Below are 11725 nucleotides of genomic sequence, written 5' to 3'. Positions count from 1 at the left end.
ATAAAAAACTATTAACTTTATAATTATTAACCCTTCCAAAACTGTAAAGGGAAACCCGTATCAGACCAACTGTAAACCTATATTAGTAGAAGACAACTGTCTTATAATAGAATGTTTGAATATTAAAGGCGTTATCTATTGTTGCTTACTTAAAAACAATACAGAATACAAAAGTCAACAAGCGCGAATAAAATATTTTAACTGAGTAAATACCAATTAGTTATATTTTCGTTGTAATCTTAACTTCTTTAAATGTAATTTAGTCTATTTAAGAGTTAGCAGCCATTTTGTGATGTCTTAACCCAAGAACCCAACAACTAAAAATATGTGTCTTTTAAAAGTATATAGTGTTACCAACTCATTTAAGTCATTTGAAAAAATAACAAAAATTCCTGTATATAGCACATCCGAAAAAGGCGAGCAATTAGGAAATGAAAGCAACAATATTAGAATAGACCATAAAATTTCATTTGACGTTTCTGAAAAGGACTGGGATGATTTTGATGGACAAGTCGAAGATGCCATTATCTTTTTAGCAAAACATTTTGACAACTTAGAACAACTTTTTAAAACTCACAATGTTACAAAAGCCTATCTTGACTTTCCTATTTACTCAAGACTGAATACTGAGATTGTAAATCAAAATAACAACTTACCAAAGGAATTGATAGTAATTGCGGGTAAATTAAACTTGGGTATTGAGATGGCTATTTATTCTATAGACGCATTTGATAACGAGTAAAACACGGCTGCTAACAGCGGTTTTGCGAAATTGGCGGAGAATTTTCTTCTAAATCTTATATTGCATAATAAATTAATGTAGCCGCCAACTTGCGCAAAGCCACGGAACGTTAGTGCCAATACTGGGTGCATACCTACAATGGCGCAAACCTTTCAGCTTTCATAAAAAATGTCGGACAAATTGCCCGGCACCTTAACTTAATTTGCTTTATCCAATACAATAATTAGCTTCCCTTTCTTTTGGGTAATAATTACGTGTTCGTCGTATTCAAAACCAGTTTTTCGCAACCACTCCCCCTGCAATAATATTTGTGGAACAATCGACTCCTGCCAAGTGGACTTCATATGTTTTGGTTGGATTTTTAATCGGCGGCGGCCTTCTGGAAGTCTTGGCTTTCTCGGTTCACAGGCTCCACATTTGCAGATTTTGTTAGGTTGGAGTTCTTGGATGATTTTTGTTTTTTGATTTTTTGGGGTTCGCATAACCTTAAATCTAAAAAACTAGGTCGCCGCGAACCCCAATCGGAAACCGATAGAATGCAGTACTTACAACTGCTCGCCTAGTATATTGTAAAATAATAAAATTTATTGGATTGCTCCAATTGAGATTCGCATTATAAAAATACGCTATAGAGACTCTATAGTCGGAGATAAACGGATAAATCGGTTATCTTATTAAAGGCTGTTAGTTTAAGTATAAATTAATTAATGCTTAGCTTAGAGAAACCAATTTAATTTAACTACTCTCAATTGAAATCCTTATGGCAGAAAAAAGTTTAATGACACCTAGTTCGGCAAGTTTGAGCGGGCTTTTAGGTTATGGCATATCATATAAAGTACCTACATATCAAAGAGACTATTCATGGAAAACTGAAAATTGGATGGATCTATGGGAAGATCTGAAAATCTTGATAAGCACAGGTAAAGACCACTACATGGGCGCTGTTGTTGTTCAGCGTGATGGGGATAAACATTTTTTTGTTATTGATGGTCAACAAAGATTTACTACACTTAGCATATTGGCTTTGGCTGTAATCAAAAACATTCAAGACCTTATAGATTCTGGAATTGATCCAGATGACAATAAAGAAAGGATAAGTGAATTACGAAGAGGCTATTTAGGTCAAAAAGATCCTGGATCTTTGCTCTACTCAAGCAAACTAATCCTAAATGAGAATAATGATCCATTTTATCAAAGTCGATTATTGCAACTTTCAGAACCAAATAATGAAAAAACTCTAAGTGACTCGGATAGATTATTATGGCAAGCATTTAACTTTTTCTATTCAAGTGTAAAATCACATTTTAACAATCCAACTGGCGAAATACTTGCAAATTTTCTAAGTAAAACATTAGGCGATAAAATGATGTTCATTAAAATCGAAGTTGAAGATGAAGTAAGTGCGTATACTTTATTTGAAACATTAAATTACCGAGGAGTAGATCTGACAGTAACAGATTTATTGAAGAATTACTTATTTTCATTACTGACAGAATCAGATATTAGAATCGCTAAAGAAATTTGGAAAAGGATATCTACTTCTGTAGGTCTTGATAAATTTCCCATATTCCTTCGACACTTTTGGATGTCAAGAAACAATTTAGTTAGGCAAGAACAGCTATTTAAAATTATTCGTGCTAGCATAAAAACAAACAAACAAGTATTTGAACTATTAGAAAAACTTGACTCCTCCGCTGCACTTTATGTAGCCTTACAAGATCCTTCAAACATTGAGTGGCAAGGTAATAGAGAAATGTTTAAAAGAGTCAGGGAGTTTAAATTATTCGGTGTTAAACAACATTTACCTCTATTGCTTATTTCAAAAGAAAAGTTTGAGTCGCAGGAATTTGAAAAACTGGTTCGATTAATCTCAATTATTTCATTCAGATATAACGTTATAGGAAGTAGACAAGCTAATACAATGGAAGAAATTTACAATAAAGCTTCAATCAAAATTAGTAATGGCATAATAACTACCGCCTTGCAAATATTTAATGAATTAAAAGAACTGTACGTTTCAGATGAAGATTTTAAAAATGACTTCTCAACTCTAAATCTTTACTCTTATGGAAGAAATAAAAAGCTTGCTAGATATATTTTGTTCGAAATAGAAAACCATTTAAAACAAGGTGGGGATGATGATTTTGAGTTTAACCCTGCAACTATAGAACATATATTACCGGAGAACCCATCAGAAAATTGGGAGACTTTCTTCCCTAAGATTGTTCAAGAAAAATATATTTACAGGATAGGTAACTATCTTTTACTTGAGGAACGTTTGAATCAAGATGCAGAAACAAAACTTATAGAGGGTAAAAAAGACGAATATCTGAAAAGTAATTATAAAATGGCAAATGAGTTCGACTACGACGTTTGGACTCCTGAAAAATTAACTTCTCGACAAAATTCTTTAGCTAAAAAAGCTGTTGCTATATGGAGATCTTCCTACGCAATTTAGTAAGAATGCGAATAAGGATGACGAGCCAAATTTCTTTGAACTCGCCATCTGTGGGCGGTATGGGATTCGAACCCATAATCCTGTTAAGGCACTTGTTTGGTAAACAAGCTTGTATACCAATTCCAACAACCGAGAATAGCTGATAGCGATGATATTCTCGGTGATTAGATAACAAAAATAATAAAAAGAATGGAGATAAATAATTTCGGACCTTTTGATAGTGATATTTGGGGAACAGTTGCAGACTGGGTAATAGCATGTGTAACACTTGGGACAGGGATATTTCTTGTTTTGACATTTAAAGAACAACAAAAAACCAATCTGTTTACGAGAGTACAAATGAAACGGCAGATTTTACCGAAATTTATTATTCAACACAAAAATGGCCACAATGAATTATCCTTGACAAATGCCCCAGCAATAGAGATAAATATCGAAAGTGTTAAAGATGGAATTTTTGAAAATGGTTTTTATGAACATTTGGAAAATTTCGAGGTACATCATCATCCAATAGTCTTGCCTGTACTTAATGAAGCACTAATTTTTGATAATGGAAGAGAAGACATTATAAATATATCTTTTAGCGATATGGAAGGATCAAGATACTCACAAACAATATATTATGAACATGGGGAGTTTTTTATTTCTATACCAAAAGCTAAATAAATATTCTATTGCTTGCCTAAACTTTAATACGCCTAACAGGTGGTTTGGCGAAATCGGCGGAAATTCACCCCTAAACCTGTTATATTGCATAAGAAATTTAACGTAACCGCCAACTATCGCCAAGCCACGGAACGTTAGGTGCAATGCAGGGCGCATGCCTTTAAGTTGCCAAAGAAGTTTCCAATATACAAGTAATTGATATCTTAGTTAAACAATTCGCTCTTATGAAATCATTTCTAACTTTAAAGCATTGGCAGATTTTCCCAATCATTGTGCTAGGTGCAATAATGTACAATTTCACTATCGAAGGTGATCAGTTCTCAACTATGATTATCAGAATAATTGGTGCAGTTATTTATTCTTTATGGCCGATATTAACTGGTAACGAATTAAATCAGATATTACCAAAGAGAGTTACAGTAAATTTTAACTTTTTTCTAATAAATATTCTCATTAGCCTTGGCACCTTTGTGTCAATATTAGTTTTGTCAAATGGAGAAGGAATGACTTTCTCTGGAATTTATGCCATTCCAATGCTTTATGTATTTTTTGCTATTTTATATTGTCTAGCTTTCCCTGCAAAACTCCTGAACTGCATCGAGACTGGAAAAGAAGCGAGTATGGGACAATATTTAGGCGACTTTTTTCTTGTGTTTTTTTTGCCTATTGGAATTTGGTTTTTACAGCCTAGAATAAATAAAGTCGTAGAAAATCAAAGATTAGCCCGGTTGGAGGCCGAAAATAGCAATGTTTAGCAACTGCCCATAACAAGGGTTTTACAAAATCGGTGGGAAATTCATCTTCAACCTGTTATATTGCATAGGAATTCAACTCGAACCAACCAACTTCGGCAAGTCCCGGAACGTTAGCTGCAACTTTAATAGCCTACCATGCCAACGATAGAAATAGCTTCAATCAACTCGCAAGGGCTTGGACTTAACCAAGACGACTTTGCTCTTGCAATAATTGAAGAAAATAAACTTATAAGCCATCGTGGTCTCTTCTATAACCTACTTCTGGAGCAAGATGGGACTATTGTTCACGTAGGCAATCCTGATTTTAAGGATGACAAAGAAATCGGCTTTTTTGCTGACGAAATAATTGATTGGAGTGTTGACCCTAATGACCAAATTAGTATCCCTATTCACGACACGGATGACATAATTGACGATCGTGGTTCAAATCAACAATTTATTTTTAAAATATTAAGCCAGTACAAAGTCGAGATAAATCAAATACTTACTATCGCTGTTGATAACTCGCCAAATAACAAGGTTTGCTTTTTAACAGATTACCAATTTGGACCTGAAAATGCAAATATTGAAATAATATATACAATTAATGATTTTTGGGCATTACACGATAGTGGAGGTTTAACCTTTACACAATGTATGAAATATATGGCAAATAGCTGTGCTGCACATAACAGCGGTTTGGCAAAAGTGGCGGGGAATCTTCTCCATATTGCAAACCTCCCTAATTCTTACATTTTTATCGTATATTTGATAGTATCAAATGATAGTATCAAATGAATCCACCTTACGAAATAACGCCAAGAATATTAAAGTTCATTACCTCTATTTCCCAAAAAATAGGAGAAGTAAATGCAAAACATTTGGTAAGACAAAACCCCAAACTTAGAAAACAAAATCAAATAAAGACAATTCACTCTTCATTGAGCATTGAAGGGAATACACTATCAGAAGAGCAAATAACCTCCATTATAGAAAACAAAAGAGTTCTTGGACCCGAAAAAGACATCCAAGAGGTATTAAATGCGCTTGAAGTTTATAAAGAACTAAAAAATTTCAAATACAATTCAGAAAAGGATTTTCAAAAGGCTCATAAACTATTAATGAATGGACTGGTTTTAGATCCTGGAAAATATAGGACTAAGGGAGTTGGGATAGTAAAGGGCTCAAAAGTTGAACATATCGCACCTCCATTTTCGAATTTAAAATATCTGATGAATGGATTATTTGAATACCTAAAAGACAAATCAGAACTAACGCTTATAAAAAGTTGTGTTTTTCATTATGAAATGGAGTTCATTCATCCTTTTATGGATGGTAATGGGAGAATGGGGAGACTGTGGCAAACTTCGATCCTAATGAGCGAATACCCACTATTTGAATTTTTGCCTTTTGAGACATTAATCTCAAAAAATCAGAATGATTATTATAATGCTCTTTCAATCTCAGATAAAGAAGGCAAATCAACTAGATTTATCGAATTTATGCTGAATATAATTGACCAATCATTTGATGAATTGCTAGAAAATGAAACCAGGAGGCTAAATGAAACAGAAAGGTTAGAAATATTTTTAGAAGGCCGTACTGAAAAATTTACTCGTAAAGACTATATGAAACATTTTCCAGAAATATCAACTTCTACAGCGAGCAGAGACCTAAAAAATGGTTTCGAGAACGGACTAATAGACAAATTCGGAGATAAAAAAACGACTTATTACCAAAAGCAAAACTACTCCGACTAATTTTATTCGAGCCACCAAACTTCACCAAGCCTCCATTTACACAAATACCCAAACACCCATACTCTTAAAATGACAAGACCTCTTCTAGCTTTATTCATATCTACCATAGTATTAACATCTTGTGCTACAACTAAAAAGCAATTCGGGCAAACTATTATTGAAAATAATGCCGACACAACCTTATCGAAACAAGAGGTTGTAAAAATTAGAAATTTAGCTAACGAAATTTTTGACGCCGCTAGTTTTGTAGGCAAAGAACAAATAGAAATAAAGTATCGAATATTTAAACCCAAGCAACAAAAAACTAATAAAAAATATCCATTAGTAATTGTCTATCATGGGTCCGGGCGACCAGTTGGAACTGACAATAAATCTCAACTTGGCGTATTACCAAAACTATTTGCAAGTCCCGACATTCAAGATAAATATCCAGCTTATGTTTTAGCACCACAATTTCTAACACGTTCTTCCGACTATGTAATGGATACAACAAGAAATTTACTTTATTCGACGCCAAGACCATGTCTGAATTCAGTACTACAACTTATCGACTCGTTAAAATCAAATTTGAATATTGACACTGAAAGGATTTATGTAATCGGATTTTCCATGGGTGGTTCAACAGTTATTAATTCATTGTCAGCCAGGCCAGACCTTTTTGCAGCAGGAGTTAGTATTTCAGGCATTCCACAATTCGACAAAATACACAGGTTGGCAGCAATTCCTATTTGGTTAATTCACGGCATAGACGACACCGAAAACCCAATCAATAGCGACGAACAATTCTATAAAGAAATGAGTAATAATATTCTTTTTTGGAAGCTAAAAGCAACAACACACGACAATGTTTTTACGACACGGATTTTAGGAGAAACGATTCCAAAATGGCTATTCAAACAACGCAAGAAATAAGTCTTCTGCCAAACGGTAAATAATTACTCTTCCTACCCTTTCACGCGGCCCTATCCCCCCTTTAAAAATATTATTGCAAATAAATTTGCGAAACCGAAAAGTTGCATATATATTTGCAACCGATTAGTTTCATTAAAATAATTACCTATGCGTAGAGATATTTTTCAAGCGGTTGCCGATCCAACAAGACGAGCCATTATCGTTCTTATTGCATTACAGGCAATGACACCGAATGCGATTGCCGATAACTTCAATACAACAAGGCAAGCTGTTTCCAAACATTTGCGCATTTTGACAGAATGCGAATTGGTAAAGCAAGAACAAAAAGGAAGAGAAATTTATTACTCTCTTGAAATTGACAAAATGAAAGAAATAGACAATTGGTTAGCGCAATTCAAAGAGATTTGGGAAACCAAATTCAGCCAATTGGACGATTTATTATTAACCATTAAAAAGAACGAAAAATGAAAAACAATTTGCTATTTGATTTTACCGTTGACAAAGCAGCAAAAACGGTAGTGATAACCAGAGAATTTGCAGCCGAACTTCCATTGGTTTGGGATGCTTTTACGAAACCAGAACTTTTGGACCAATGGGTTGCACCTAAACCTTGGGCATCTAAAACAAAGTATATGAATTTTGAAGTTGGTGGAAAAAGATTTTATGCAATGGTAAGTCCCGAAGGACATGAGCGCTGGGCCGTTCAGGAGTATACTTCCATTACGCCCAAAACTAACTTTAAGATGTATAATACTTTTGCAGACAAGGATGAAAATCGTGAATTACCGGGCTCGGATTGGGATTACAATTTCAGCGAACAAAACGACGTTACAAAAGTGAGTATTACCATTTTTAATGAATCTCTTGCCCGCTTAGAGAAGATGATTGAAATGGGCTTCAAAGAAGGCTTCACAATGTCTATTGAAAATTTAGAAGAATTATTGGCAACTTTATCGAAAAGACAGTAGAAAAATCTACTCAGACAATAAACAGATGACAGAAAAATAGCTGCGAAATAGGCTATGAATTGAAGACAAAGAAAATGCTGATTTTGCTATCTTTACATTAAGTCACTCTAGTTAATATTAACTAGAATCCCAATATTTAAAGAGCTATGAGAAAAGTAATTGCTGCAATCAACATGACGCTCGATGGGTTTTGCGACCATACTGCAATATCGCCAGATGAAGAAATACATCGCCATTACGAGGAGCTATTAAATAAAGGAGGTGTGATTCTCTACGGCCGAATAACTTATCAATTGATGCAATTTTGGCAAGAATTGATTAAAAACCCATCAGGCGAAAAATCTATGGACGACTTTGCGAAGTCCATAGATAGCATTCCAAAAATTGTCTTTTCGAATACGCTTCAAAACACGGATTGGAACAGCGCTACCTTAGCTGACCAACCTATAAAAGAAAAGGTTTTAGCACTCAAACAGCAAGCAGGTAAAGATATCTTTGTTGGTAGTCGCAGTTTAATCATCCAATTAATAAACCTTAATTTGCTTGATGAACTGCAACTTTGTATCCACCCTGTTATTGTAGGAAATGGTTTGCCGTTATTTGAAAACATAAGCGATAGAACCGCTCTAAAGCTCCGAGAAACAAAAGCCTTTAGTGGTGGTGGAATAATTCATTATTACGAAATAGCACATAAGTAGGTACAACATGAGAAAAATAATCGTTTTATCCATGGTTACTTTAGATGGAGTAATGCAAGCACCTGGTGGCCCAAAAGAGGACACCTCTGGTGGCTTCGAATATGGTGGTTGGGTTGCACCCTTTGGTGACGAAGTTTACAACGCTGCAGTGAAAAAAGAAACCGAACCGGCAACTTATCTGCTGGGGCGAAAAACCTACGAAATTTGGGCCGCATACTGGCCCAAACATGGCGATATTTGGCCAGGTATTAATGACGGAACAAAATATGTTTTGTCCAAAACCCTCGAAAACTCAGACCCCATCATTACTGGTTGGGAAAAATCAGTTGTGCTAAAAGATGTGGCCGCCATCAAGGAGCTTAAATCGCAAAACCCATCGGAATCGGAAAAATCCGATATACAAGTTTGGGGTAGCAGTGAGTTAGTTCAATTGCTTTTAAAGAATGACCTCGTAGACGAGCTAAAGCTTAAAATCCATCCGCTGCTGTTAGGTAAGGGGAAAAAACTTTTTGACGATGGCGCATTTCCAGCAGCATTTACCTTGATAGATCATATTGTAAGCGCTACTGGAGTAATTATTGCCCATTACAAACGAGCTGGAGAAGTTAAGACAGGTAATGCTGGTGCTTAAAATTAAGCAAGTTTCGGGTTTTGTGACAACCGTTAACTGCCGACCTTTAGCTTATAAAATTTAAAGATCATGACAGGACAACAACAGGTAGACTATCACCGAATTGCAGAAGCGATTGACTATATTAAAGCAAACTTTAAAGCGCAGCCTAGCCTCGACGAAGTGGCGGAGAAAGTTCATTTAAGCTCATTTCATTTTCAAAGGCTTTTTAGTGATTGGGCAGGTACCAGTCCGAAGAAGTTTTTGCAATACACTACCGTAGAATACGCGAAAACCCTTTTAAAGGAAAACCAAGCAACACTTTTCGAAACGGCCTATGAAGCTGGGCTTTCGGGCACTGGGCGTTTACACGACCTCTTTATCAATATAGAAGGGATGACGCCCGCCGAATATAAAAATGGTGGAAAAAACCTAACGATCAATTACAGCTTCGCACAAAGTATATTTGGAAATATTTTAGTTGCCTCGACCACCAAGGGAATCTGTTATATGGCATTTTTCGAAGACGAAGCCACTGCCTTTTCACTCCTGCAAAGCCATTTTCCAAATGCGAATTTTAAACAAACAGTGGATTTAGTTCAGCAAAATGCGCTCTACATTTTTACGCACGACTGGACAAAATTGCATCAGATCAAGCTACATTTAAAGGGAACAGATTTTCAACTAAAGGTTTGGCAAACATTGCTAAAAGTTCCCATGGGGCAGCTTACCACTTATGGAGCTATTGCCCATAAAATTGCCAATCCAAATGCCTCTAGGGCAGTAGGAACAGCCATCGGCAGCAATCCAGTTGCCTTTTTGATCCCTTGTCACCGGGTAATACAAGCCAACGGAATATTTGGCGGCTACATGTGGGGCAGCACAAGAAAGACAGCAATTATTGGTTGGGAAGGCGTAAAAACTTATTCAGATCTTAAATAATGGAACAGCAAATAACATGGGTTGATTGGCAAGGTGTTGCCGAGCAACTTAACCAAAAAGGATTCGCCATTGTTCCAGATTTTATAACAAGCAGCCAATGTGCAGCTCTGATAGCAGGATATGAAAATCCAGAGGCCTACAGAAAAACCGTTGTAATGGAACGCTATCGATTTGGTTTGGGCGAATATAAATACTTCAATTATCCGTTACCCCCTTTGATCCAAAGCATTAGAGCAAGCGTGTACCCTAAACTCGTACCGGTTGCAAATACATGGATGAAAGTGCTAAACACTGCAACTACTTTTCCGGATACACACGAGCAACTTTTAGCACAATGCAAGGCGCATGAGCAGACTAAAGCAACTGTGTTGATTTTAAAATATGGAAAAGGCGGATACAATACTTTGCATCAAGATTTGTATGGAGCGGTATATTTTCCTTTGCAAGCGGTGTTATTTTTGAATGAACCGGATGAAGATTTTACAGGCGGCGAATTTGTATTAACCGAGCAAACACCAAGAGCACAATCAAAAGCGATTGTATTAAAGCCTAAAAAAGGCGAGTTGTTGATTTTCACAACTAACTTTCGACCGATTAAAGGTAGCAAAGGCTACTATCGGGTAAACATGAAACATGGTGTAAGTGAAATTCACAGTGGCAAGCGACACACTTTAGGCATCATTTTTCATGATGCGTTAAGTTAACATCGAATTAATTGCAATTGTTAAAGGTTTCACTAAGAGCTCTCAGTTTTTTAACAATAGCTTTTAGCTCTTTAGGTTCTTTACCATATTCAAAAACAACTTTATATTCTTTAGATCCAGTAGTAACCGACACCCATTCTGCTCCCCCATCGGCACAATCGGGACAGCCGATTGTTTTTGGCAGCGCAGCAATCTTACTATCTTCCATCAAATCTTTGAAAACCTTTGCTTCATCAGCTGCAAGAGTGCTAGAACAAGTTTTAGTATCTGGAGATGTTTGGCTATTTGCTTTTTTTACAAACGTTACCTTGTTTTCGCTAATAGACAAGCTATGGTTACAGTAACCAACACACATGCCAAAGGAAGAGCCATAACCAATGGTATCAATACTTCTTGTATTAATTTTTTCACAAGAGCTAAAACTCAGTATTAGGGCTGAGTATTTCGGAGTGATGATGCCAGTGATTTTGGTCAAACCGTGCCACTTAAAAGATCATACAATTATATAAAAAAGCTGGGATTATTCCTTTT

15 protein-coding genes and 1 tRNA gene are annotated in these 11725 nt (G+C 35.8%); 13 read left to right on the top strand and 3 right to left on the bottom strand.

Annotation, left to right across the window (positions count from 1 at the left end; all coding sequences use genetic code 11):
- The first annotated feature begins 325 nt into the window (after positions 1-325).
- The gene (locus BM207_RS18920; protein ID WP_090998306.1) at positions 326-742 is read left to right on the top strand and encodes a hypothetical protein; all 417 of its coding nucleotides are present in this window, start codon (positions 326-328) and stop codon (positions 740-742) included.
- A gap of 197 nt (positions 743-939) precedes the next feature.
- On the opposite strand, the gene BM207_RS19065 is transcribed toward BM207_RS18920, so the two are convergent.
- Positions 940-1086, bottom strand: coding sequence for a SymE family type I addiction module toxin (locus tag BM207_RS19065; RefSeq protein ID WP_143096000.1), 147 nt, complete (start codon positions 1084-1086; stop codon positions 940-942).
- A 416-nt stretch (positions 1087-1502) separates the two neighbouring features.
- Between BM207_RS19065 and BM207_RS18910 the strand changes: the two genes are divergently transcribed.
- Positions 1503-3200, top strand: coding sequence for a DUF262 domain-containing protein (locus BM207_RS18910; RefSeq protein ID WP_090998301.1), 1698 nt, complete (start codon positions 1503-1505; stop codon positions 3198-3200).
- Between the two features lie 51 nt (positions 3201-3251).
- On the opposite strand, the gene BM207_RS19175 is transcribed toward BM207_RS18910, so the two are convergent.
- Positions 3252-3332 (bottom strand) — tRNA-Gly (locus BM207_RS19175).
- 57 nt (positions 3333-3389) lie between these two features.
- Here BM207_RS19175 and BM207_RS18905 point away from each other — a divergent pair.
- The 11 genes from BM207_RS18905 to BM207_RS18855 all read left to right on the top strand — a co-directional run bounded on the left by BM207_RS18905 (position 3390) and on the right by BM207_RS18855 (position 11194).
- Positions 3390-3866 (top strand): hypothetical protein, encoded by a 477-nt coding sequence (locus BM207_RS18905; RefSeq protein WP_090998298.1) that lies wholly within the window; start codon positions 3390-3392, stop codon positions 3864-3866.
- A gap of 224 nt (positions 3867-4090) precedes the next feature.
- The gene (locus tag BM207_RS18900; protein WP_090998295.1) at positions 4091-4621 is read left to right on the top strand and encodes a hypothetical protein; all 531 of its coding nucleotides are present in this window, start codon (positions 4091-4093) and stop codon (positions 4619-4621) included.
- A 135-nt stretch (positions 4622-4756) separates the two neighbouring features.
- Positions 4757-5398, top strand: coding sequence for a hypothetical protein (locus BM207_RS18895; protein ID WP_090998292.1), 642 nt, complete (start codon positions 4757-4759; stop codon positions 5396-5398).
- Positions 5395-6360, top strand: coding sequence for a Fic family protein (locus BM207_RS18890; RefSeq protein ID WP_090998288.1), 966 nt, complete (start codon positions 5395-5397; stop codon positions 6358-6360). Before BM207_RS18895 ends, BM207_RS18890 begins: the two co-directional genes overlap by 4 nt.
- A gap of 69 nt (positions 6361-6429) precedes the next feature.
- Complete coding sequence (locus BM207_RS18885; RefSeq protein ID WP_090998285.1) at positions 6430-7272, top strand: carboxylesterase family protein; 843 nt, start codon at positions 6430-6432, stop codon at positions 7270-7272.
- Positions 7273-7419: 147 nt separating this feature from the next.
- Positions 7420-7740: an ArsR/SmtB family transcription factor gene (locus BM207_RS18880; protein ID WP_090998283.1), complete on the top strand. Its 321-nt coding sequence runs from the start codon at positions 7420-7422 to the stop codon at positions 7738-7740.
- Positions 7737-8240 carry an SRPBCC family protein gene (locus tag BM207_RS18875; RefSeq protein WP_090998280.1) on the top strand — a complete coding sequence of 168 codons (504 nt, stop codon included), beginning with the start codon at positions 7737-7739 and terminating at the stop codon, positions 8238-8240. Before BM207_RS18880 ends, BM207_RS18875 begins: the two co-directional genes overlap by 4 nt.
- Positions 8241-8386: 146 nt before the next feature.
- Positions 8387-8938: a dihydrofolate reductase family protein gene (locus tag BM207_RS18870; RefSeq protein WP_090998277.1), complete on the top strand. Its 552-nt coding sequence runs from the start codon at positions 8387-8389 to the stop codon at positions 8936-8938.
- A gap of 7 nt (positions 8939-8945) precedes the next feature.
- Positions 8946-9569 carry a dihydrofolate reductase family protein gene (locus BM207_RS18865; RefSeq protein WP_090998274.1) on the top strand — a complete coding sequence of 208 codons (624 nt, stop codon included), beginning with the start codon at positions 8946-8948 and terminating at the stop codon, positions 9567-9569.
- Between the two features lie 69 nt (positions 9570-9638).
- On the top strand, positions 9639-10490 hold the full coding sequence (locus BM207_RS18860; RefSeq protein ID WP_090998271.1) for a bifunctional helix-turn-helix domain-containing protein/methylated-DNA--[protein]-cysteine S-methyltransferase: 852 nt from the start codon (positions 9639-9641) through the stop codon (positions 10488-10490).
- Positions 10490-11194, top strand: a complete 705-nt coding sequence (locus tag BM207_RS18855; RefSeq protein ID WP_090998268.1) for a 2OG-Fe(II) oxygenase — start codon at positions 10490-10492, stop codon at positions 11192-11194. The genes BM207_RS18860 and BM207_RS18855 overlap by 1 nt, the downstream gene beginning before the upstream one ends.
- Before the next feature lie 7 nt (positions 11195-11201).
- Here BM207_RS18855 and BM207_RS18850 read toward each other — a convergent pair whose 3' ends face one another.
- Positions 11202-11669 (bottom strand): hypothetical protein, encoded by a 468-nt coding sequence (locus BM207_RS18850; RefSeq protein WP_090998264.1) that lies wholly within the window; start codon positions 11667-11669, stop codon positions 11202-11204.
- Positions 11670-11725 lie beyond the last annotated feature (56 nt).

Source organism: Pedobacter insulae (genome assembly GCF_900113525.1).
Taxonomy (GTDB): Bacteria; Bacteroidota; Bacteroidia; order Sphingobacteriales; family Sphingobacteriaceae; genus Pedobacter; species Pedobacter insulae.
This window is presented reverse-complemented; position numbering and strand designations above follow the sequence as displayed.